The following is a 21,812-nucleotide window of genomic DNA, read 5'->3' on the forward strand; positions in this document are numbered from 1 at the left end:
TCGCAATAGGACATAACCACACTCTTTGCATTGTTTCTCCCTTCCGATCGGATACGCTTTTTTAGATATCGCTGGCGGCATGCGCCAGAACTCAACGGGGGAAGAAACGCGTGTTATGAATACGAATAACGAGGAGACCTTTTATCAGGCGATGCGCCGCAAAGGCGTAAGCAGACGCAGTTTTCTCAAATATTGTAGCCTCGCGGCTACATCGCTGGGGTTGGGAGCCGGAATGACGCCCAGAATTGCCTGGGCGCTGGAGAACAAACCCCGGATCCCGGTAGTCTGGATCCACGGGCTGGAATGCACCTGCTGCACCGAATCATTTATCCGCTCCTCTCACCCACTTGCCAAAGACGTCATCCTCTCCCTGATTTCCCTCGATTACGACGACACGCTGATGGCCGCCGCCGGAACGCAGGCCGAAGAGGTATTTGAAGACATTTTGCGCCAGTACCATGGCCGCTACATTCTGGCCGTCGAAGGCAACCCTCCGCTGGGCGAGCAAGGGATGTTTTGCATCAGCAGCGGGCGCCCTTTTATTGAAAAGTTAAAACGAGCCGCAGCAGGAGCCAGCGCGATTATCGCCTGGGGAACCTGCGCCTCCTGGGGATGCGTGCAGGCTGCCCGGCCTAATCCTACCCAGGCTACGCCGATCGATAAGGTGATCACCGATAAGCCGATCGTGAAAGTGCCCGGCTGCCCGCCGATTCCGGATGTCATGAGCGCCATCATTACCTACATGGTGACATTTGATCGTTTGCCTGAACTCGATCGTCTGGGTCGTCCGCTGATGTTCTATGGTCAGCGTATTCACGATAAATGCTACCGCCGCGCCCACTTTGACGCCGGGGAGTTCGTTGAGAGTTGGGACGATGACGCCGCCCGCAAAGGCTATTGCCTGTACAAAATGGGCTGCAAAGGGCCAACCACCTATAACGCCTGTTCCACCACCCGCTGGAATGGTGGCGTTTCTTTCCCCATCCAGTCCGGCCACGGTTGTCTGGGATGTTCGGAAAACGGCTTCTGGGATCGCGGTTCGTTCTACAGCCGCGTGGTTGATATTCCACAAATGGGGACGCATTCAACCGCCGATACCGTGGGCCTCACCGCGCTAGGCGTCGTGGCGGCCGGTGTCGGTGTTCACGCAGTCGCCAGCGCCGTCAATCAACACAACCGCCACAAACAGCAACTAGCCGACGCCGGACAACAGTCTCCAGACAATAAGGATAAACAGGCATGAGCAATTCGTATCAAACCCAGGGATATACGGTCAATAATGCCGGTCGCCGCCTGGTTGTCGACCCCATCACGCGCATTGAAGGCCATATGCGTTGTGAAGTGAACATTAATGAGCAGAACATCATCACCAACGCAGTTTCCTGCGGCACTATGTTCCGCGGGCTGGAGATCATTCTACAGGGGCGCGACCCGCGCGATGCCTGGGCGTTTGTCGAACGGATTTGCGGGGTGTGCACCGGCGTACATGCGCTCGCTTCGGTCTATGCCATTGAAGATGCGATTGGCATCAAGGTGCCCGACAACGCCAACATCATTCGCAACATTATGCTGGCGACACTGTGGTGCCACGACCATCTGGTGCACTTTTACCAGCTAGCCGGAATGGACTGGATTGACGTGCTGAATGCCCTGAAAGCAGACCCGCGCGCCACATCGCAGCTGGCACAAAGCCTTTCAGCCTGGCCGATGTCTTCTCCTGGCTACTTTTTTGACGTTCAAAATCGCCTGAAGAAATTTGTCGAAGGTGGTCAACTGGGGATTTTCCGCAATGGTTATTGGGGACATCCGCAGTACAAGCTGTCGCCAGAGGCCAACCTGATGGGCTTTGCCCACTATCTGGAAGCGCTCGATTTTCAGCGCGAGATCATCAAAATCCATACGGTGTTTGGCGGTAAAAATCCGCATCCGAACTGGATTGTCGGCGGGATGCCGTGCGCTATCAATATCGATCAGAGCGGCGCGGTAGGCGCAGTCGATATGGAACGCCTGAACCTGGTGCAGTCAATCATCACCCGTACCGCTGATTTCATCAACAACGTCATGGTGCCTGACGCACTGGCTATCGGCCAGTTCAATAAACCCTGGAGCCAGATTGGCACCGGGCTTTCTGATAAGTGCGTCTTAAGCTACGGCGCGTTCCCGGATATCGCCAATGACTTCAGCGCGAAGAGCCTGTTGATGCCTGGCGGCGCGGTGATTAATGGTGATTTTAACAACGTCATGCCGGTGGACCTGGACGATCAGCAGCAAATTCAGGAGTTTGTCGATCATGCCTGGTATCGTTATCCGGACGATCAATTAGGTCGCCACCCGTTCGAAGGGATTACTGAACCCTGGTACAACCCGGGCGATGTCAAAGGCAGCGATACCGATATCAAGCAGCTCAACGAACAGGAACGCTATTCGTGGATTAAAGCCCCGCGCTGGCGGGGACACGCTATGGAAGTTGGGCCGTTGGCGCGTACGCTGATTGCCTATCACAAAGGGGATGCCGCCACGATTGAATCCGTGGATCGCATGATGTCCGCCCTCAAGCTGCCGCTGTCGGGTATGCAATCAACGCTGGGACGTATTCTGTGCCGCGCGCACGAAGCGCAGTGGGCCGTGAGCAAGCTGCAATATTTCTTCGACAAGCTGATGACCAACCTGAAAAACGGCAATCTGGCTACCGCAAATACCGAAAAGTGGGAGCCTGAAAGCTGGCCGCAGCACTGTCGCGGGATCGGTTTTACCGAAGCGCCGCGCGGAGCATTAGGCCACTGGGCATCGATTCGCGACCAGAAGATCGACCTGTATCAATGCGTGGTGCCGACCACCTGGAATGCCAGCCCGCGCGATCCAAAGGGACAAATTGGCGCTTACGAGGCGGCGCTGATGGGCACCCAAATGGCGATACCGGATCAACCGTTGGAGATCCTGCGCACCTTGCACAGCTTCGACCCCTGCCTGGCATGTTCAACCCACGTACTCGGCGACGACGGCAGTGAACTTATCGCCGTCCAGGTTCGCTAAGCGTTAAGGAACGGAACGATGACTGGAAAAACATCCCTACGCGTCAGGGAGGCGCGTGATACCGCCACCAGCCACTATGTGTTTGAAGCGCCAGTACGCTTGTGGCACTGGCTGACGGTGGGCTGCATGTTGGTGTTGATGGTGACCGGATACTTCATTGGCCGACCGCTGCCGTCGGTCAGCGGTGAGGCCACTTATCTGTTCTACATGGGCGACATCCGGCTGGTGCATTTCGCCGCCGCCATGGTGTTCACGGTGATACTGTTGATGCGCATTTACTGGGCCTTCGTCGGTAACCGCTATTCACGCGAACTGTTTATCGTGCCGATCTGGCGGCGCAGTTGGTGGCAGGGTGCGTATTCTGTGGTGCGTTGGTATCTGTTTCTGGAAAAAAAACCGGGAGATGATATCGGTCATAACCCCATCGCGCAGGCGGCGATGTGCGGTTATTTCCTGCTTTCCGTTTTTATGATCCTCACCGGTTTTGCCTTATACAGCGAACATAGCCAGTACGCCATTTTTATCCCTTTCCGCTATGTGACGGAGTTTTTCTACTGGACCGGCGGGAACTCTCTCGATATCCACAGCTGGCATCGGTTAGGGATGTGGTTCATCGCCGCCTTCATCGTAGGCCATGTGTATATGGCGATTCGTGAGGACATCATGTCTGACGAGACCGTCATCTCAACCATGATTAACGGCTTTCGTAGTCATAAGTTTCCTAAGGGTCAGCACGATAAGGAGGCGTCATGAGCGAACCTAACGTCATCGTGATGGGCTTAGGCAACCTGCTGTGGGCAGATGAAGGGTTTGGTATTCGCCTCGCTGAGCGCCTGTACGCTCATTATCACTGGCCTGAATCGGTAGAGATTGTTGACGGCGGCACGCAGGGACTGAATCTGCTGGGCTACGTTGAGCAGGCCAGCCATTTGCTGCTGCTTGACGCCATCGACTACGGGCTCGCACCAGGCACCCTGCAAACTTACGCCGGAGACAAAGTCCCGAGTTACCTCAGCGCCAAAAAAATGAGTCTGCATCAGAACAGCTTCTCTGAAGTGCTGGCTCTGGCGGATATTCGCGGCCATCTCCCCGCGCACATCGCTCTGGTGGGACTACAGCCGGTACAGCTGGACGACTATGGCGGCAGCCTGACCGACATCGCGCGCGCTCAGCTCCCGGCGGCAGAACAGGCCGCGCTTACGCAACTGGCCGCGTGGGGCATTGCGCCACAGATAAGCGATGAAACGCGTTGCCTGAACTATGACTGCCTGTCGATGGAAAACTATGAAGGCGTGCGTATTCGCCAGTATCGCGTAACGCTGGAGAGATAATTAACATGTTGAATGACCAACCGTTTTCTGCGCTATGGCAGCGAATGCTGGCTAAGGGCTGGCAACCGCTGAGCGCATCTGAACTGGATGACTGGATAACCCGCGTGCGTAATGGCGTGGTCCTGCTCAGTAGCGATCCTCGCCGTACACCGGAAGTCAGCGATAACCCGGTCATGATTGCCGAGTTGCTCCGCGAGTTTCCCCAGTTTGACTGGCACATCGCCATGGCGGATCTTGAACACAGCGAGGCGATCGGCGATCGCTTTGGCGTGTTCCGTTTTCCGGCTACCCTGGTGTTTACCCAAGGTGAGCTGCGCGGCATTCTCAGCGGTATCCACCCGTGGGCCGACCTGCTCAACCTGATGCGTCCCCTCGTTGAAGAACGTATACCGCCGGAGTCTGCATGATGAGCGATTCCTTTTTTCATCTGCTGGGGCCAGGAACGCAGCCGGGTGATGACAGCTTCAGCATGAACCCCTTGCCCCTCACCTGCCAGGTCAACAGCGACCCCAGCATGGCAACACTGGAAAACTGTCCGCACAGCCCGGCGGTGATGGCATTGTTAGCCGATGTGCGCCACCAGCTCACCCAGAGAATTCCCGCCAAACAGGATGTGCTGGGATGGGATTTATCCTCGCTCAATGCAGACGATCTCACCTTTCTGAATACGCTACTCGGCGAAGGCGAAGTTTCCGTGCGCATTCAGCATGCTGACGGCAGGGCGAGCGAGATTCAGGAGTCGATTTTCTGCGGTATCTGGCGGGTGCGTTGTCAGAATGACAAGGGGCAATGGCAGGAACATCTGGAAGCAGGTAGCGCGCCACGGGCGCTGTGGCAGGCGGCAACAATCAATACGCTGCCGGACGATAGCCTGCTGCCTCCGCCTATAGATGGGTTGATGAATGGCCTGACGCTGGCCCAGGAACTGCTGGCGCACGTGCGCGATCCGGCAGCGCAACCCCATAGCATTAACCTCACCCAACTGCCAATTAGCAACGCGGATCGCCTGTTCCTCGCCCGCCTGTGCGGCAAAGGGCACATTCAAATCCGCACCATCGGCTACGGCGAGAGCCAAATCGACGCCACGGCGTTGCGCCATGTCTGGCATGTGCGCTGTCTGGATACCCTGAAAGGGCTTCTGCTTGAGAGTTATGAGATCTGTCCGTTGCCGGAACTGGTGTTGGCCGCACCGGAAGATCTGCTCGACTCGCTCGAGCGCCTGGATGAAGTCTGCGGCTGGCTGGCATCCGGCCCGCCTGCCTGATCCCCTTCTTTAGATCTGCGTACTTTTCTACTGCGGATCTGACGTTTTCTTCCTTACCTATTCACTCTCTAATGCCTGATGGAGTTCGCATGTGGGACGTCATTGACCTATCGCGCTGGCAGTTTGCGCTGACCGCGCTGTACCATTTTCTGTTTGTTCCCCTGACGCTGGGGCTGATTTTTTTGCTGGCCATCATGGAAACCCTGTTCGTGGTGACCGGCAAAACAGTCTACCGCGACATGACGCGTTTCTGGGGAAAGCTATTCGGTATTAACTTTGCGCTCGGCGTGGCAACCGGCCTGACCATGGAGTTTCAGTTCGGGACTAACTGGTCGCTCTATTCCAACTATGTGGGTGATATTTTCGGTGCCCCGCTGGCGATGGAAGCCTTGATGGCCTTCTTTCTTGAATCCACCTTCGTGGGGCTGTTCTTCTTTGGCTGGCAGCGCTTAAACAAGTATCAGCATTTACTGGTGACCTGGCTGGTTGCGTTTGGCTCTAACATCTCGGCCCTGTGGATCCTCAACGCCAACGGCTGGATGCAATATCCAACTGGCGCTCACTTTAATATTGATACCCTGCGCATGGAGATGAGCAGCTTTAGCGAGCTGGTCTTTAACCCCGTCAGCCAGGTGAAATTTGTGCATACCGTGATGTCCGGTTATGTCACCGGCGCCATGTTTGTGATGTCTATTAGCGCCTGGTATTTGCTGCGTGGTCGCAATCGCGAGTTCGCCCGGCGCTCCTTCGCGGTGGGTTCCGTCTTTGGCACGCTGGCTATCCTCGGCACGCTACAACTGGGTGATAGCTCAGCCTATGAGGTCGCCCAGATCCAGCCGGTAAAACTGGCGGCAATGGAGGGCGAATGGCAAACCGAACCGGCCCCCGCGCCCTTTCATGTCATCGCCTGGCCGCAGCAGGAGCAAGAGCGTAACGCCTTTGCCGTGAAAATACCGGCCCTGCTGGGTATTCTGGCGACCCACTCTTTGGATACGCCGGTTCCGGGGCTGAAAAACCTGATGGCGGACGCGCTCCCACGCCTGCAGCGGGGCCGTGAGGCGTGGTTACTGATGCAGGAAATTGCCAAAGGTAACCGCACGCCTCAGGTACTGAACGCTTTTCACGCTGTGGAGAAAGATCTGGGTTACGGCATCCTGCTGGCGAACTACGCGCCTGACATGAACCACGTTACGCCAGCGCAATATCAGGCCGCGCAACGCGGCGCCATTCCGCAAGTGGCCCCCGTGTTCTGGAGCTTTCGCATCATGATTGCTTGCGGTTCGCTGCTGCTACTGGTGATGGCGATTGCGTTGATACAGACCTTACGCTGGCGTATCGACCAGCATCGCTGGGTACTGCGCATGACGCTGTGGAGCCTGCCGCTCCCGTGGATTGCCATCGAAGCTGGCTGGTTTATGACGGAGTTTGGCCGCCAGCCGTGGGCGATTCAGGATATTTTGCCGACATGGTACGCCCACTCCGCGCTGAGCGCAGGCCAACTGGCCTTCTCGATGGGGCTAATTCTCACGCTTTACACCCTGTTTTTAATTGCTGAGGTCTACCTGATGCAGAAATACGCGCGCCTTGGTCCAGATGCAATGCATAACCAGCAACCAACGCAACAACAGGGATAAAGGAGACAATCATGTTGGATTATGAAACGTTGCGGCTCATTTGGTGGCTGCTGATTGGCATCATTCTGGTGGCCTTTATGGTCACTGACGGGTTTGATATGGGGGTCGGCTGCCTGTTACCGCTGATCGCGCGAAACGATGATGAGCGACGGGTGTTAATCAATAGCGTCGGGGCGCACTGGGAAGGTAACCAGGTGTGGCTCATTCTGGCGGGTGGTGCATTATTCGCGGCCTGGCCGCGGGTCTATGCCGCCGCATTTTCGGGGTTTTATGTGGCAATGATCCTGGTGCTGTGTGCTCTTTTCTTTCGCCCGTTGGCCTTTGATTATCGCGGCAAAATAGCCAATGCACGCTGGCGTGCTATGTGGGACACCGGGTTGGTTATCGGGAGCCTGGTCCCTCCTGTTATCTTCGGCGTCGCGTTCGGCAACCTGTTCCTGGGCGTGCCTTTTATCTTCACACCACAGCTTCATGTGCAATACCTGGGCACTTTCTGGCAGTTACTCTCACCCTTTGCGCTGCTGTGCGGCGCATTAAGCCTGATGCTGGTTATTCTGCAAGGAGGCGTGTGGCTCCAGTTGAAGACCGACGGCATTCTTCACCAACGCGCGCTCTCTGCTACCCGTCGTAGCGCAATGCTGGTCGTGCTCTGCTTTCTGTTAGCCGGTTACTGGCTATGGACGGGGATCGACGGCTATGTGCTACTTAGCCAGGATCCGAATGGTCCTTCCAACCCGCTGTTAAAAATGGTAACGACCTCACCGGGCGCGTGGATGGCGCACTTTTATCAGTCACCACTGCTGTTAATTATTCCGCTGCTTGGCATGATTTTCCCGATGCTCGCGATCTATGCCTGCGGGCAACGTCGGGCCGTATGGGGATTTCTGTGCGCTTCACTGACCCAGGCCTGCGTGATCTTCACCGCCGGAATCACCCTGTTTCCGTTTGTGATGCCTTCAAGCGCGTATCCGCTCTCCAGTCTGACGGTGTGGGACAGCACTTCCAGCCAGATGACGCTCAGTATCATGCTGGTTATTGTGCTGATTTTTCTACCGATCGTTCTGCTTTATACCGTGTGGAGTTATTACAAAATGCTGGGACGAATCAATGTAGAAACGATCCGCCGCCACAATCACGAACTTTACTAGGGAGGACCGTACGATGTGGTATCTGTTTTGGTTTGTCGGCATTCTGCTGATGTGCGCACTCTCCACGCTGGCACTGGTCTGGCTGGAGTCGCGGCAGAAATAATACTGCGCGTGCGCTACGCTTTCTGGCTCTCCGGTTTATTCGGGGAGCTTTTTTATCCCCTTTCCATCAGCTCGCCAAGGCGCCGAATCTGCCGTCCCTGGCTATCGAAATTACGCTCATCGAGCCACAGATCGTAGGCAGGTCGAAGTATCGGGTACTCACCGTCAATGATTGAGTACCATGCGGTATCTCGATTACGACCCCGGGTAACGATAGCCTGCCGAAATATACCTTCAAAACTGAAGCCAAAGCGCTCCGCCGCCCCACGGGAAGGCGCATTGAAGGCATCACATTTCCATTCAAAACGGCGATAGCCCAGATCCTCAAAAACGTACTTTAAAAGCAATGATATGACTTCCGTTGAAATTCGCGTGCGTTTCATGCGTACGGAGTAAGAAACATGCCCTACCTCAATCACACCATTTGCGGGATCAATCCGCATAAGAGCAAACGTACCAACAGGTTTCATACTGGTTAAATCGATCACGGCAAAATGCATCGGATCTGTCTGTTCTTCCATGTGTTTTAAATAAACCAGGAAGGCATCAAAAGTTTCAAAAGGTCCGACCGCCAGATATGTCCAGTCACGACAATCGCTTGCTTCGCAGTACGCTTCATACAACTCTTTTGCATGGCGTTCAGTGTTAATGCGCTCAAGCTTACAATAGCGACCTGTAATTTGCTGAGCCTGTGGAAAGGGTGCGCCTTTCCAGTCAGACAAAGTCATACCTACGGGTTGTTGGAATTGATTAAAGACGCCCGGCATATCTGTACCTCTTACAAAACAGAACTAAACCAGCGCAGGGTATGATCAAACTGAGCGGCCCAAAAGAACCACAATGCGTGTTTTTAACGGATCCACACTATTTAATTGTACAAAAAACAGACGCTATATTTTTGCCTGTAGCGAAAGAAACGTATTTACTGCATTAATGCTAAGAGCGGAATAAATTATAATTTAAATAACCTGAGCCAAACGGCGAATCCCATCAACAATTGCCTCTACCGGATGATTTGCAAAACCAATCAAAATCCCCTGTCGTGAGATATCGCTCTGGTAATAACGACTTAGTGATAGTATTCCCATCCCTAGTAATCTGGCTTGCTCCTCAACTTCATTTCCGGTTAATCCGTTTTGTAGCCAGCACACAATATGGACGCCAGAGTCAGAAGGCTGCACAATCATTTTATCAGCCAGGTATTCTTGAATAGCATTGACCAGCGCAGTTCTTCTTTCATAGCATGCCTTACGAATTCGGCGCACATGACTGGCATAGTGACCATCCTCAATAAAATTCGCCATCACAGCCTGTTCAAGATAACTGGTGCCAAGATCGGAAAAATATTTCGTCACCATAATCTGTTCTTGTAAACCCGGCGGGACAACTAAAAAACCTAAACGGAATTCCGGGTACATCATTTTAGAAAATGTTCCGGCGTAGATTACGCGTTGATTCTGATCTAATCCTTGCAGAGCTTGTAAAGAACGGTCGGCATAACGGAACTCGCTATTATAGTCATCTTCAAATATCCATGCCTGATTCAACTTCGCCCATTCCAGCAACTCAAAACGCCGGGATAAACTTAACGTTCCACTTAATGGATATTGATCCGACGGGACGACATAGGCCAGCTTAGCGTCAGGAAAATGATCAATACCATAGCGGACGTTCATTCCCTCGCTATCTACCGGTACGGGCCTCACCATCGCGCCAACTGACATGAAGGCTCCGCGGGCGCCTTTGTAACCCGGGTCGTCCAGCCAAACGTCACTTCCTGCCGACAGCAATGCTCGTGCAGTAATGTTCAATGCCTGTTGAATACCATTTACGATGATTATCTGTTCTTCGTTACAGTTCACTCCACGCGTTGTTTTAATGTAGCGGCAAACCGCTTTTCTCAATGGAAAGTACCCGCAAGGATGAGTGTGAGCGCCCAGTTGATGCCGGGATTGTCTCCAGACACGTTGCAGTAGCTTTCCCCATAACGCATGCGGGAAGAGATCCGTACACCCGACACCAACCGCAAATAGGCGGTTCATGCCGCGCCCTTCATACTCATTTGACCACAAATCGCGAACAGGATTATTTCGGCTGTGAACCTGTTCATCAGGCGAGACGACGTCCCCCGACGCTATCTTTGGATAGCTATTGCTGATACTCCGATCCGGAATATTATGTGAGACATATGTTCCAGACCCTTTACGGGTCAGGATATACCCTTCATCTAATAGCCTGTCATAACCGGCGATCGCTGAGTTTCGTGAAATTGACATCATCTCGGACAATGCCCTGGTTGACGGCATTTTTGTTCCTGGCGGCAATCGCCCTTCGAGGATGTGATCGCGGAGGATGTGGTAAACCTGCTCCTTAACCGCGCCTTTTCCTAAAACAAATCCTTGAAATAAAGGCGCATTGTTTTTCTTCATTGTATTAACCTTTATACTAAAAGTGGATCCTATCAATATATCGAAAGTGTCTCTTTACGAGAATTTATAAAGTTCTTAGTATCATCATACTAACACATTACTCGTATAAAATATCAGGATATATATGACTAACATGAATACCGTTACTATTGAAAGTGCAGAACAAAAAGACTACGCCTGCTGGCTTCCTTTATGGATAAACTATCAAACATTTTATCGCACTAAAATTTCAGATGAAGTAACAAAATTAACGTGGGAGCGTTTCCTTACCCCGAGCGAACCTGTTTATTGTGCTGTTGCCAAATATGATGGAAAAATAGTGGGACTGGTGCATTATCTCTTTCACCGTTCAACATGGGCAGAATCTAACTATTGCTATCTCGAAGATTTATTTGTTAGCGAAGAGGTACGTGGCCAACATATCGGTAAACAGCTTATCGAGTATGTCCAACAACAAGCCAAAAAACACCACGCGTCAAGATTATACTGGCATACGCATGAAACCAATCTCCGTGGACAACGTCTGTATGACTGGGTGGCCCAAAAGAGCGGGATGATCGAATATCGTATGTAAGGATAATAATACTCAGGATAGTATTTAATTATTCAGTACTAAAAATAAGCCTCTGAGTAGATATACTCAGAGGATGTCTCGGTGACAAATCCCCCCAATCTGAATAAGATAAGGAAAAAAACCAGCGATAAGCAAATTCTTAAGAATCAAAAAGGTAAAGAGCCAGCATGGCAACGATTAAGGATGTTGCAGAGTTAGCGGGAGTGTCCACCGCAACAGTTTCACGTGTTATTAATCAAACCGCATGGGTTGAACCCGTGACGCGTGAGCGTGTTGAAAAAGCCATGCGCGAACTGAACTATCATCGCAATGCCGCCGCTATTGCATTAGCGAAACGCAGCGGTGACATGCTCGGGTTATTGACCGGCAACCTTGCCGATCCCTTTTTTGCCAGGCTTGCCCGAGGCGTGGAAGAAGTATCACGCCAGCAGCAATTTCGGCTGATGGTATGCAGCGGTGGCCACGATGAAGGAATGGAAAAATCGGGACTCGATTTCCTGATAAACCAGGGCTGCGAAGCTATTGTGGTCCATGCCAGTAGGCTGTCGGAAAAGGAACTGTTGCGATATGCCGCTCATTTTCCTGCCATGGTGGTCGTGAACCGCTATATTGCCGGGATGGCCAATCGCTGCGTGTGGCTGGAAAATAGTCAAGCAGCTAAAACAGCCACGCTACATCTCCTGGAACAGGGGCACCGTTGTATTGCCTGCGTGACAAGTGATTTACCGATTATCGATCGCCGTGAGCGGCTGGAAGGCTATCGCCAGGCGCTGGCCGAATATGGCATTACGCCAGATAAAAACTGGGTGATTAGCGTGCCCTTTAATGAAGAAGGTGGCGAACGCGCTGCACATCAGCTGCTTAATTGCGGCATTCCTTTCACCGCAGCGGTGACGTTTAATGATGTAATGGCCGCCGGGATTATGCGCATCCTCCATCAGCAGGGAATTACACTTCCGCAGCAGCTTTCGATCGTTGGATTTGATGATGTGGTGATGGCCCGCTATCTCTATCCCGCACTCACAACAATGCATTATCCCGTTGAGCGCATGGCTCGCTGCGCTTCGCAGCTGGCGATACAGCTTTTTAAGGGCGCAACTCAGCGTCCCAGCGTGAATAGTTTCACTGCGGATTTAGTGATCCGCGATTCTGTTCTTCCCCCCTCTCTCTGAAATCAATGCGTAAATCGTCAAGCCCCTGAATTGTGATCGACTTCAAGTTTAACGTCTTCATGTAATCGCTTACATGAGGGCCAATGAGCGATCACAGTCAGGCAAAAGGGTGTTCTCTACTCTTGAGCGACCTTACAGACTGGAGATTCATGAATGAATGCCTCTCAAAATCAGAAAAAAACACTCTCATTTGGACTGGCAGTGATCCCTATTTTAGCCATGCTACTGCTGTTAATTATTGGCTACGGCATCATGGGGCTACGTATTGAGCCTTTATTGCTATGTTCTGCTGCAGTCGCCGCGGGTATGGCCTGGTGGCAAGGGTATTGCTGGGAAGACATCATTAATTCGGTGGTTGATAAACTCGCCAAAGCAATGCCGGTTATCATGATTCTTATCTGTGTCGGCGGCCTGATTGGTACATGGATGTTCAGCGGCACCATCCCTTACATGGTGTACTGGGGACTTAAACTGATCAGCCCCGAATACATTCTCATAGCCGCCTTCTTCTTGACCAGCGTCGTATCGGTGTGTACCGGAACCTCCTGGGGTTCCGCCGGAACGGTTGGCGTAGCATTGATGGGCGTTGCCGCCGGACTGGATGTTTCGATGGCAGCAGCGGCAGGTGCCGTTGTTTCTGGCGCTTACTTCGGTGACAAGATATCGCCGCTGTCAGACTCCACCAACTTTGCGGCCATTGTTGCAGATACCACCCTTTTCGAGCATATCCAGCACTTATTGTGGACCACTATTCCCAGCTTTCTGCTTGCCGCCGTGGTTTATCTTATTGCCGGCCACAGCAATATGCTCGGCGAGGTCGCCACGCCACAACGGGTTACCGACATTGTCAACGCTCTGGAGTCGCTATACCACTTCAATATCATTCTGATTTTGCCGCCGGTTATTGTGTTGTGGGGCGCAATTCGTAAAAAGCCGGTCATTCCTTTAATGCTGAGTGCATGCGTATTAGCCCTGATTCTGGGCGTTGTCATGCAAGGACTCAGCATCAAGCAGGGACTGGATGCCTTTATAGATGGATTCAACATTACTATGTTCCCGCAAGGGAGTGAGGGCATTATTGCTGATGTTCCGCGCCTGCTGAACCGCGGCGGAATGTTCTCAATGATGAGCACTATCCTTCTGGTATTTTGCGCATTCTCTTTTGCCGGTGCCTTAACGTTAACCGGCGCGCTCAACATTATCATTAACCGCTTACTGACGGTCATTCACAGTGTCGGTCAGTTAATTGCGGCAACCATTGGTACCACCCTTCTGGTGACCGGAGCAACAAGCGACGGCAAGCTGGCTCTTCTGGTTCCAGCTGAACTGTTTAAAGACGCATATCGTCGTATGGGACTGGATACCAAAAATCTGTCCCGCACCATTGAAGACGCTGGCACCGTTATTGAGCCGTTGTTGCCGTGGACCGCTGCCGGAGTTTATATGGCCACGACATTAGGAGTGAGCACGCTGGATTTATTGCCATGGGCGATTCAGTGCTATGCCGCAATCTTCTTCGCCTTGATTTACGGTTTCACGGGAATCGGTATTGCGAAGGCACCATCAGTGGCAGAAACAGAAAAAAATATCACGGCAACAGAATAGGGAGAGCATGTAATGGATTTTAATAAGATTATCGATCGTCACGATACCGCCTCGCTGAAATGGGACTTTATGGCGCGATATTTCGGCGAGGATACACATCAACTGTTGCCAATGTGGGTGTCTGATTTTGACTTTACTTGCCCGCCCGCTGTTCAGGAAGCTTTAACTCATCGCGTCGGGCACGGTATTTTTGGTTACAGCGAACGACCACAAAGCTACTTTGATTCATTAATCTCATGGTTCTCAACCCGGCATCAGCTGGAAATCAAGCAAGAGTGGATCTGCAGTATTGAAGGTGTTGTTCCGGGATTATCGCTACTCGTACAAATGCTGAGTCAACCCGGTGAAGGCGTGGTCGTTCAGGGACCTTATTATGGCTCATTCGCTAAAATTATCTCTCTGAACGGCAGACAGCTGCTGGAAAATCCGTTGTATGAGGACCCGGCTACCGGTTATCAAATGGATTTTGCTCACCTGGAAATGTTATTCCGGACTGAACGTCCACCATTAATGATTTTATGTAATCCGCATAACCCAACCGGTCGTTGTTGGTCTGCACAAGAGCTGGAACAGCTACTTACGCTATGCGAGACCTATGATGTGACGTTGCTGTCTGATGAGATATGGGCAGATTTATTGCTTCCTGGAGAACAATTTACTTCAGTTCTGCATCTGGGTGAACGCTGGCATTCGCGTGTAATTTCAGCCACTTCAGCCAGTAAAACGTTTGGTTTGTCGACATTGCGTATTGCTAATTTTCTGATACCGGCACCGGCATTGCGTGAACACTTTTTACGCCGTCTGGATGCGCATGGACTGGATGTATTCAATGCGCTATCCGTCGAGGCGAGTACGGCTGCATGGCAACATGGTGCACCATGGTTAGACGATTTACTTGGCTATCTGGCTGAAAATCGACGCTGGTTTATTCAACAAATTGATGAATATCTCCCATGGGCTCGGGTTGTTCCTTCCCAGGCAACGTATCTACTGTGGATAGATTGCAAAGCGCTTGGACTGGATGATGAGCAGCTCAAATGGGTAATGCTTGATGTTGCCGGTATTGCGCCTTCAATGGGAAATGGCTTTGGTCCTGCTGGAAATGGTTTTATCCGCCTGAACATGGGATGTCCACGCGCCTACCTCGAAAAAGCGGTAGAGGGGTTAAAGCGTATTGCATTTACATCCTGCTGAATCTGCTCAGTAAACGAATCGGCCCTGGCACAGGGCCGCTCGATATTATCAGCCATTTCGACGAGGCCTGATTAACGGCCTCTGAACTACCAACCAAGAATGGCGATACGGAGAACGTGGTGCAGGTTACCCGAAAAATAAGATGTGCGCTGAAAACCGCAGTAAACGGGCTTTTAGTTGATTTCGGTAGACTTGGGAAGAGTTTGAAATGGTGCGATAATAGGAACATAACACACCGCGAATAACCATTGATAAATATATTTTTTTTCTTGTTTCATCTTTATAAGTGCCCCCTTTTGTGCCCCCATCTTGTTTTTCATGCGACTCGATGAGCCTTTCATCGAGTCGCTAATCCCACTAATATCTTCACAGACCGTACAAATTTTCTCAGCTATTGAAGTACACCTCACTGCCGCGATCGGCCAAGAACAATATTACTTACTTCCCGATAAGGACAACTGTTCGTTAATCCACATGCTCTCCTGGCATGAAGGATATCTGTCACGGTCAAATATGGCACTTGTCCCTGTGAGCTAAATCCTCTGCGGTCGATACGGATCAATTCGTACTTCTCCACCAAAAAATTAACGGCATCGACAAGCGTGATACCAGCTTCGATATGTCTTTTAATAACAGCCTCATCGCTGAACGGCGTGTCATTTAAGGTCAGGCCATAGTGCTGCTCAAGTAGTCGAGCAAGCAGCATTTGCCAGACAACCACGGGTGATAAGCATGTCTGAACAGCCCGCTGGTTTATTGCAGGTAAAGTATTCATGAGTTGTTCTCGTAAAAGTGAGTTCTAAAGTTAATTAGCGTTGAGTAGGATAAATGGAGATATAGACGTGACCACAGGAACCCAGCGTATCAGCTTCGCAGGTCAGCCCCTTTGCATAGAGGGTGACGCAATGCTGGTGTCGGGGATTCAGTTCGCCGCTGGTAAGCATGAGCTCCGCCTGCTTCAGCAGAACAGGAAATGCCTAGTCAAGACGGAGCAAATCTGCTTTATTGAATAGGCCTATTATGCTGGCGCGGTCAGACAGGTAATATAGGCGGTTACCTTCCTGGACCAGACGCGCACCAAAACAAGGAATGACATTACGATTCAGCCCCCACCAGGGCTCAGCGGTATCATCATTCACTGTGAGTGTCTTACTCGACATCTGAAGCTCCTTTAATAAGGTTAATTGAGAGTGACGCTGCGCAGAGAGACATACGGTCCGTTCCGGTCCTTGCGTCGCTCGGCAAAGACAGCCAGAACACCCTTGATATCCGGAACTTCACGACCGTAGTAATGGCAGACGCTCCCGGACCAGCAATATTTCCCGGTACAGAATTGAAACAATCGGGATTCAGGATGCAGACGATAAATTGCCATCGCCTGACGCTTACTGATGATTTTCATTAGCCCTTCCTCTTCTTATAGCCATCCATGCTCAGCAAACGACAACGCTTCACCATCACCAATGATGAAATGATCCAGTAGCCGGACATCGACCAGCCCCAGAGCCTCTATAACCCTGGACGTAATGGCTCTGTCAGCTTTACTGGCATCGGTAATGCCAGATGGGTGGTTATGGGAGATGATTACCGCAGCTGCATTATGACGCAGTGCAGATTTCACAATTTCGCGAGGATGAATTTCGGTATGGTTAATCGTACCGAGGAAGAGCGTTTCATGCTCCAGCAGACGATGTTGATTATCGAGATAGATAACAACAAAGACTTCGCGCTCCTGCTTTGCCAAATAGAGCTGTAACCAGTTTTTCGCGAAACTAGCGGCAAGGAACGACTCACTGGGCTGCCGCTGATATTTCTCCAGTAATCGCAGGGCACGACGGATGGTACGTTGTTCATTCATCGGGAAGACCGAAGGTAAAATCAGTTCGGACATGGCGGCTCCTTAAAAGAAAAAGCCCCGTAACAACCAGCTACAGGGCTATAAACAAACACGGAGATATCGTTCATGAGGCGAGATGCAGCATATTTTCTGCCATCACCCACAGAGCTCGATTCAGCTTCACATCACCATCAATACCTTTAATTGCACGTGTATGTGAGCGTCCTCCTTTTGCATTGTGACCGTTCAAACCACCTTTTATTAGGTTCTCCTGAATACGCTGATAAGTTGTCCAGAGATCTCCGGACTCATCCTGCCAGCGACGAGGGGCCAATAGCTGTGATTCCGTCACGGGCTGATGCTCCTCGCCAAAGCGATATGTCAGTGCAGCTTTTGCCAATGCCTGTTGTGCTGGTGGCGGAAGCATTAGTGACTGCATGGCGTCGCGTTTTTCCTCCACCCTGTCAAACACCCCAAGCACCTCGTAAGCCCCTTCGATAACCTTTTCCACCACGTTGCCCTTATGGGGCACTCGCACCTCTCCAAAGCTCTCGCCGCAAATCAGTCCGTTCTGACAGACCGCTCGGAACAGTCCCGGCAGCATCTGGTAGGAACTAGAACCGTCATGGCTGTTAAGCAGGATAATTTCCGGCACCTGTTTACCGGTAATCTGCCCTTCGCGGCGCAGACGTAGCATATGTTTGGTGTGTTCCCGCTTGTCGGGGTTACGCACACGGGTCTGGCAGGCAAAGAACGGCTGAAAACCTTCGCGCTGCAGGTTATCCAACAGAGTGATGGTCGGGATGCAGGTATAGCGCTCGCTGCGCGATTCATGCTTTTCCTCACTAAACACGCTGGGAACATAGTGAGCAAGTTCATCACGGGTTAAGGGACGGTCACGGCGAACTAGGTTCACCGCACCAAAGCGGGATGCTAATCGCATAATCCACTCCTTTGTGTGTTTATCGGTATAAAAAGAAAAGGCCACGCTCCCGAAGGAACTTGGCCTTTAACATTAAAAATGGCGTGGCGGATAAGACGTTATTGCCCCATGTATTCAACCCTGGCACCGGTGGCCTTACCATCAGCACCAACGGTCACCACCACCTTATCGTAGGTACGATATCCGGCATTGTAGACCTCATAAACCACAGTATTTCCCTCCACTTTGTAGCTGCCAAAATCAGCGGCCTCAGCCGTGTCACGGTCATACTCTTTCGTGTACGCTTCTTTGGCCGCTTTCATGACTGAGCCTTTGTTAATCTCCGGCGCTCGACTCCCGGTACTGGCAGCAAGGGCAGATACGTATTTCGGGCAGACCGCCATCATGTCCCCACGGGTGAATGTCAGTTGCGCACCAAAGACCTGAAGGGTCGATGTTTCCTGACCTGCAATCGAAGCAATTGCCTTTCTGGCGGCTGCAGGTGCCTGCCCACCTTCAACCTCAACAGCCTTAAATCCTGTTTGCTGGTTGCACAACTGAGATGTGGGTACCAGATTGCCGTTTACACTGATGCGACTCCCCATCAGCTCCTGCGGGCCATTGGGGCAGCCCTGCAACTGACCAAAGATGCCAATGGTGTTGTTTTTCAGCATCACCAGTGCCTGACCATTATCGGTCAGCGTCTGGCACCAGCCGTTTTTCACAGCCCAGTTACCCGCCTGAGCAGAAACCGAAATGGCTGACAAAACAAGTGCAATCACGGTCTGAATTTTCATATGTCACCTTATTAATGAATCAGAAGCGGCAACGGAGGACGCGGTACACAGAACCTGATGCATCTTTGTATCCGGACCATCACGTCAACGTCCCTGTTCGTCGTGCTCATGAACACTTTTGAGAAAGAAATATCCCTTTGCTTTGATAGGTAAAAGCGATCAATAGGGGGCTTATACATCGATTTTTTAATAGATAAAAACGATCGATATTCTATTATCGATCGTTTTTACAGATCAATATACTGTTTTTTGAATGTGGTTATTGAGGGGTAAAGCGGCGGATTTCAGCCAAATACTCGGTCCCATAATGTTGAGGCAAGTTGCACTAATTTTTGTCGGAGGCTCCTTAACAGAGCAGTCCAGACAGAAGGCAGGTGGTTAGGATTAATCACCGTGTCAAAAGCCTTACCCGCTGCCTCACCAAACTGCTGCCGTACAGCGGCGTCAGTATCCGGGGTTTGATGCTCTGGTTTCAGCTGGCAATACACGGCACTGCTGGCCTGTACGGGCAAGGCATGCACAATCAACTCCACCAGGGCGGGCAGGTTATAGCAGGTATGTGCAGAGACAGCCATGACCGGGAAAGAGGACGGCAATTGACCGGCTACCTGCGCACTGACTGAAGCCAATGAAAGGCATTGTTCAGAAGAAGGTGATGCCTGCCAGGGCTCACCATCCCTGAGGGGTGGAATGCGGTCGGCCTGAGTCAGTACAAACAGGAAACGTGAAGGGTCGGCACCGGATTCCATCAGTGCCCTGTATGCCGTGATATCCGTTGCCCGGGCACGGTCATCGGCACGCAGTACCCAGATAATCAAATCCAGCTCTCCCAGCAACGCCTTATAGAGCGCCAGATATTCCTCGTCGTATTCCGGTGTCTCACCCACACCCGGTAAATCCACCAGTGTCATGCTGCGCTCACCAACGGTGAGTAACAGACGCTGGGGTTCGCGGGTGCAGCCTAGCAAATCACTGGTCAGACAAACGGGTTGCTGAAAAAGCGCGTTGCATAATGAACTCTTGCCCGCACCACTTTTGCCCATGATGCCTATCACGGGTTCATAGTTAATCGCCTCCTGGAGGCGGGACAGAATACGTTCAGTAGCCTGCCGGGGTAAGAGATTGAGGCAGGTACGCACCGCATCACTGGTATCCTGCGGATCGGGGATTTGAGGCATGATTTACTCCTGTGGAAAAATAGCGCCGAAAAATGGTTAACCGTCTGTTCAAAGGAGTAATATAGGTTTAAATTTTTCTGGAATGAGGGAATATGAAATGGCTAAATGTGTACGAAAAAACTGCAAGCGTTTAGTGTCCCCATTACCTGAAGCAAAACGTAAAAGGCTCTGTAAAAAACATTATTTGCGCTTCTGCGAGCTGAGTGAACGCAAGAAAAAAGACCTTGTTTATCAGATTAATAAATATATCCCTCGTAAAATAAAACGATTAAAGAAGGGGCGAATTTACTATTGCGCATTCAATAGCAGGAGGGGATATGTCAGAAAGATATCTTCAATTGAAGATGCTGGATTAATAAGACAGGCCAGAGAGAAGCTTGTATTAATACGAAAAACACCGGCCTGGAGAAACACAGAAAGCTATGTACGCCGTATAAGAATCGGGTCAGAGCTCCCTGTCTCATTAAATGAAGTAACGGAACTGTATAGTATCTACTCCTGGATTGATTTTTGTAAAAACAGCACGCTTTATGCAAAAAATCATCTTGGTGGCGGCGAAGGAAATTTAAAATTGCAACTTTATAAACTTCATTTCCCAAGTAAGACAGAAGATTCCTCATCCCAACAAAACATTATTATACCTATTACTTTAAAAAACAAAGTAATTAATCAACTCGCAAAAAACCGCAACATCAGGGGTACTGCTAACATAAAAAAACCACTCAGCCTGTACAAATCTTTAATTGCGTTAGAGGATGAGCGGTCTGTGGCATTAAAATTACTCCAATTAACAATTGAGACACCTTTACACCCTCACCAATATAGTAACAACCTACTATATCTTAGCCCTGGTGATGCTCCTCCATTATTTGGCCTCTTATTAAATGAACTGAAAAGATTGAATGTCATTGGTGTGAATGATTCGATGTTAAAACTCGCTAAAAAATATAAAAATGAATCCTTTACGTTAGAGTTGATAGCAATTTATATTATTTTTAACATAGCAAGAAATGGCACCCCTGAGGTTTATTCATTTTTATCAAACTTATTTGATAAAAATGGTTATTTGTACAGGTCCGTAATGATTACCTTCATGATGCTTGAGTTGGATTTGGATTCTTATTCTGAATTAGTAGGGTTTTACAACTCTTTCTTTAGTACGGATGTAATCAAAATCAAAGATAATATATTGCTATGGGCGTCAGGCAAGAAAGAAATACTCCCTTTTGAATACCGACCTGGAATTTAAGAATTAAAGGTATCTAACACCAATAAATCTGATGTCGATTGTCATTCTCATTTGTAAGTTTCGTTTTTTAAGCATGCGCGAAAAAAACGATCATGGCGGTGAAAGCCTCGTTAGCGCTATGACATAGCTTGCTATGCGCTAAACGCGCAGAGCTGTGAATCTCAACCTTGAGAGGTACTTCTGGAAAATCAACATAGCTTTACACAGTCTAAAATTTGCTTGCAGGCGGCTCGACAGAACTCTCTTAAGTACACCCTAAAAAGGGGGCTCATACTGAGCATAAAAGATATTAACTGTATTTTTTTACTGTTGAGTACCATGGTGTGAGGTGAATATCCAAGGT

General features: G+C 50.6%; 22 protein-coding genes and 1 pseudogene. 14 read left to right on the forward strand and 9 right to left on the reverse strand.

The features are described from left to right. Positions 1-115 precede the first annotated feature (115 nt). From hyaA to cbdX, 9 genes are all read left to right on the forward strand, one after another. The gene (gene hyaA, locus OGX83_RS13740) at positions 116-1,243 is read left to right on the forward strand and encodes a hydrogenase 1 small subunit (RefSeq protein WP_153753693.1); all 1,128 of its coding nucleotides are present in this window, start codon (positions 116-118) and stop codon (positions 1,241-1,243) included. Continuing rightward, a complete protein-coding gene (hyaB, locus tag OGX83_RS13745) occupies positions 1,240-3,033 on the forward strand; it encodes a Ni/Fe-hydrogenase large subunit (protein ID WP_032942453.1) in 1,794 nt (597 codons plus the stop codon). The genes hyaA and hyaB overlap by 4 nt, the downstream gene beginning before the upstream one ends. Before the next feature lie 18 nt (positions 3,034-3,051). Then, on the forward strand, positions 3,052-3,786 hold the full coding sequence (hyaC, locus tag OGX83_RS13750; RefSeq protein ID WP_286588281.1) for a Ni/Fe-hydrogenase b-type cytochrome subunit: 735 nt from the start codon (positions 3,052-3,054) through the stop codon (positions 3,784-3,786). Next, complete coding sequence (gene hyaD, locus OGX83_RS13755; RefSeq protein WP_048214857.1) at positions 3,783-4,364, forward strand: hydrogenase 1 maturation protease; 582 nt, start codon at positions 3,783-3,785, stop codon at positions 4,362-4,364. Before hyaC ends, hyaD begins: the two co-directional genes overlap by 4 nt. A gap of 5 nt (positions 4,365-4,369) precedes the next feature. Next, entirely contained in the window at positions 4,370-4,771 is a 402-nt protein-coding gene (gene hyaE / locus OGX83_RS13760) for a hydrogenase-1 operon protein HyaE (protein WP_048236031.1), read from the forward strand. Then, on the forward strand, positions 4,771-5,628 hold the full coding sequence (locus OGX83_RS13765; RefSeq protein ID WP_286588337.1) for a hydrogenase expression/formation protein: 858 nt from the start codon (positions 4,771-4,773) through the stop codon (positions 5,626-5,628). Before hyaE ends, OGX83_RS13765 begins: the two co-directional genes overlap by 1 nt. A gap of 89 nt (positions 5,629-5,717) precedes the next feature. Then, positions 5,718-7,262, forward strand: a complete 1,545-nt coding sequence (appC, locus tag OGX83_RS13770; RefSeq protein ID WP_286574210.1) for a cytochrome bd-II oxidase subunit 1 — start codon at positions 5,718-5,720, stop codon at positions 7,260-7,262. 11 nt (positions 7,263-7,273) lie between these two features. Then, entirely contained in the window at positions 7,274-8,410 is a 1,137-nt protein-coding gene (appB, locus tag OGX83_RS13775) for a cytochrome d ubiquinol oxidase subunit II (protein WP_008783832.1), read from the forward strand. Positions 8,411-8,423: 13 nt separating this feature from the next. Beyond that, positions 8,424-8,513 (forward strand): cytochrome bd-II oxidase subunit CbdX, encoded by a 90-nt coding sequence (gene cbdX / locus OGX83_RS13780; protein WP_003830863.1) that lies wholly within the window; start codon positions 8,424-8,426, stop codon positions 8,511-8,513. 52 nt (positions 8,514-8,565) lie between these two features. On the opposite strand, the gene OGX83_RS13785 is transcribed toward cbdX, so the two are convergent. Together OGX83_RS13785 and pdxR are read right to left on the reverse strand one after the other, a co-directional pair. Further along, positions 8,566-9,279, reverse strand: coding sequence for a GNAT family N-acetyltransferase (locus OGX83_RS13785; protein WP_234096103.1), 714 nt, complete (start codon positions 9,277-9,279; stop codon positions 8,566-8,568). 192 nt (positions 9,280-9,471) lie between these two features. Continuing rightward, positions 9,472-10,941 carry a MocR-like pyridoxine biosynthesis transcription factor PdxR gene (pdxR, locus tag OGX83_RS13790; protein ID WP_286588286.1) on the reverse strand — a complete coding sequence of 490 codons (1,470 nt, stop codon included), beginning with the start codon at positions 10,939-10,941 and terminating at the stop codon, positions 9,472-9,474. Between the two features lie 124 nt (positions 10,942-11,065). Here pdxR and OGX83_RS13795 point away from each other — a divergent pair, with 124 nt between their 5' ends. The 4 genes from OGX83_RS13795 (at position 11,066) to OGX83_RS13810 (ending at position 15,486) form a co-directional block, all read left to right on the forward strand. After that, on the forward strand, positions 11,066-11,515 hold the full coding sequence (locus tag OGX83_RS13795) for a GNAT family N-acetyltransferase (protein WP_191238834.1): 450 nt from the start codon (positions 11,066-11,068) through the stop codon (positions 11,513-11,515). A 167-nt stretch (positions 11,516-11,682) separates the two neighbouring features. Continuing rightward, positions 11,683-12,687 carry a LacI family DNA-binding transcriptional regulator gene (locus tag OGX83_RS13800; protein ID WP_008783828.1) on the forward strand — a complete coding sequence of 335 codons (1,005 nt, stop codon included), beginning with the start codon at positions 11,683-11,685 and terminating at the stop codon, positions 12,685-12,687. Between the two features lie 153 nt (positions 12,688-12,840). Continuing rightward, complete coding sequence (gene nhaC / locus OGX83_RS13805; RefSeq protein ID WP_008783827.1) at positions 12,841-14,292, forward strand: Na+/H+ antiporter NhaC; 1,452 nt, start codon at positions 12,841-12,843, stop codon at positions 14,290-14,292. 12 nt (positions 14,293-14,304) lie between these two features. Continuing rightward, positions 14,305-15,486, forward strand: a complete 1,182-nt coding sequence (locus OGX83_RS13810; protein ID WP_265640158.1) for a MalY/PatB family protein — start codon at positions 14,305-14,307, stop codon at positions 15,484-15,486. Between the two features lie 406 nt (positions 15,487-15,892). Here OGX83_RS13810 and OGX83_RS13815 read toward each other — a convergent pair whose 3' ends face one another. The 7 genes and pseudogenes from OGX83_RS13815 to OGX83_RS13845 all read right to left on the reverse strand — a co-directional run bounded on the left by OGX83_RS13815 (position 15,893) and on the right by OGX83_RS13845 (position 20,220). Next, positions 15,893-16,261, reverse strand: a complete 369-nt coding sequence (locus OGX83_RS13815) for a TA system toxin CbtA family protein (RefSeq protein ID WP_085551900.1) — start codon at positions 16,259-16,261, stop codon at positions 15,893-15,895. Between the two features lie 34 nt (positions 16,262-16,295). Then, positions 16,296-16,646, reverse strand: a pseudogene (locus tag OGX83_RS13820) (type IV toxin-antitoxin system YeeU family antitoxin). A gap of 20 nt (positions 16,647-16,666) precedes the next feature. Further along, entirely contained in the window at positions 16,667-16,888 is a 222-nt protein-coding gene (locus OGX83_RS13825; protein WP_004129348.1) for a DUF987 domain-containing protein, read from the reverse strand. 15 nt (positions 16,889-16,903) lie between these two features. Beyond that, a complete protein-coding gene (radC, locus tag OGX83_RS13830; RefSeq protein WP_284887245.1) occupies positions 16,904-17,377 on the reverse strand; it encodes a RadC family protein in 474 nt (157 codons plus the stop codon). A 70-nt stretch (positions 17,378-17,447) separates the two neighbouring features. Continuing rightward, positions 17,448-18,269, reverse strand: a complete 822-nt coding sequence (locus OGX83_RS13835; RefSeq protein ID WP_045334523.1) for a DUF932 domain-containing protein — start codon at positions 18,267-18,269, stop codon at positions 17,448-17,450. A gap of 95 nt (positions 18,270-18,364) precedes the next feature. Continuing rightward, complete coding sequence (locus OGX83_RS13840; protein ID WP_267452454.1) at positions 18,365-19,042, reverse strand: hypothetical protein; 678 nt, start codon at positions 19,040-19,042, stop codon at positions 18,365-18,367. Positions 19,043-19,326: 284 nt separating this feature from the next. Further along, entirely contained in the window at positions 19,327-20,220 is an 894-nt protein-coding gene (locus tag OGX83_RS13845; protein WP_286588295.1) for a GTPase family protein, read from the reverse strand. 97 nt (positions 20,221-20,317) lie between these two features. Between OGX83_RS13845 and OGX83_RS13850 the strand changes: the two genes are divergently transcribed. Then, a complete protein-coding gene (locus OGX83_RS13850) occupies positions 20,318-21,469 on the forward strand; it encodes a hypothetical protein (RefSeq protein WP_286588296.1) in 1,152 nt (383 codons plus the stop codon). The last annotated feature ends 343 nt before the right edge of the window (positions 21,470-21,812 follow it).

This window comes from Citrobacter sp. Cpo074 (assembly GCF_030332745.1).
Taxonomy (GTDB): Bacteria; Pseudomonadota; Gammaproteobacteria; order Enterobacterales; family Enterobacteriaceae; genus Citrobacter; species Citrobacter portucalensis.

What these genes read in the sequence shown, in the direction of transcription:
- appC (WP_286574210.1), top strand. Translation starts at nt 5,718, where the DNA reads ATGTGGGACGTCATTGACCTATCGCGCTGGCAGTTTGCGCTGACCGCG.
- OGX83_RS13850 (WP_286588296.1), top strand. Translation starts at nt 20,318, where the DNA reads ATGGCTAAATGTGTACGAAAAAACTGCAAGCGTTTAGTGTCCCCATTA.
- OGX83_RS13800 (WP_008783828.1), top strand. Translation starts at nt 11,683, where the DNA reads ATGGCAACGATTAAGGATGTTGCAGAGTTAGCGGGAGTGTCCACCGCA.
- hyaD (WP_048214857.1), top strand. Translation starts at nt 3,783, where the DNA reads ATGAGCGAACCTAACGTCATCGTGATGGGCTTAGGCAACCTGCTGTGG.
- OGX83_RS13785 (WP_234096103.1), bottom strand. Translation starts at nt 9,279, where the DNA reads ATGCCGGGCGTCTTTAATCAATTCCAACAACCCGTAGGTATGACTTTG.
- radC (WP_284887245.1), bottom strand. Translation starts at nt 17,377, where the DNA reads ATGTCCGAACTGATTTTACCTTCGGTCTTCCCGATGAATGAACAACGT.
- hyaA (WP_153753693.1), top strand. Translation starts at nt 116, where the DNA reads ATGAATACGAATAACGAGGAGACCTTTTATCAGGCGATGCGCCGCAAA.
- OGX83_RS13795 (WP_191238834.1), top strand. Translation starts at nt 11,066, where the DNA reads ATGACTAACATGAATACCGTTACTATTGAAAGTGCAGAACAAAAAGAC.
- cbdX (WP_003830863.1), top strand. Translation starts at nt 8,424, where the DNA reads ATGTGGTATCTGTTTTGGTTTGTCGGCATTCTGCTGATGTGCGCACTC.
- OGX83_RS13815 (WP_085551900.1), bottom strand. Translation starts at nt 16,261, where the DNA reads ATGAATACTTTACCTGCAATAAACCAGCGGGCTGTTCAGACATGCTTA.
- OGX83_RS13845 (WP_286588295.1), bottom strand. Translation starts at nt 20,220, where the DNA reads ATGCCTCAAATCCCCGATCCGCAGGATACCAGTGATGCGGTGCGTACC.
- hyaE (WP_048236031.1), top strand. Translation starts at nt 4,370, where the DNA reads ATGTTGAATGACCAACCGTTTTCTGCGCTATGGCAGCGAATGCTGGCT.
- OGX83_RS13840 (WP_267452454.1), bottom strand. Translation starts at nt 19,042, where the DNA reads ATGAAAATTCAGACCGTGATTGCACTTGTTTTGTCAGCCATTTCGGTT.
- appB (WP_008783832.1), top strand. Translation starts at nt 7,274, where the DNA reads ATGTTGGATTATGAAACGTTGCGGCTCATTTGGTGGCTGCTGATTGGC.
- pdxR (WP_286588286.1), bottom strand. Translation starts at nt 10,941, where the DNA reads ATGAAGAAAAACAATGCGCCTTTATTTCAAGGATTTGTTTTAGGAAAA.
- OGX83_RS13765 (WP_286588337.1), top strand. Translation starts at nt 4,771, where the DNA reads ATGAGCGATTCCTTTTTTCATCTGCTGGGGCCAGGAACGCAGCCGGGT.
- hyaB (WP_032942453.1), top strand. Translation starts at nt 1,240, where the DNA reads ATGAGCAATTCGTATCAAACCCAGGGATATACGGTCAATAATGCCGGT.
- hyaC (WP_286588281.1), top strand. Translation starts at nt 3,052, where the DNA reads ATGACTGGAAAAACATCCCTACGCGTCAGGGAGGCGCGTGATACCGCC.
- OGX83_RS13825 (WP_004129348.1), bottom strand. Translation starts at nt 16,888, where the DNA reads ATGAAAATCATCAGTAAGCGTCAGGCGATGGCAATTTATCGTCTGCAT.
- nhaC (WP_008783827.1), top strand. Translation starts at nt 12,841, where the DNA reads ATGAATGCCTCTCAAAATCAGAAAAAAACACTCTCATTTGGACTGGCA.
- OGX83_RS13810 (WP_265640158.1), top strand. Translation starts at nt 14,305, where the DNA reads ATGGATTTTAATAAGATTATCGATCGTCACGATACCGCCTCGCTGAAA.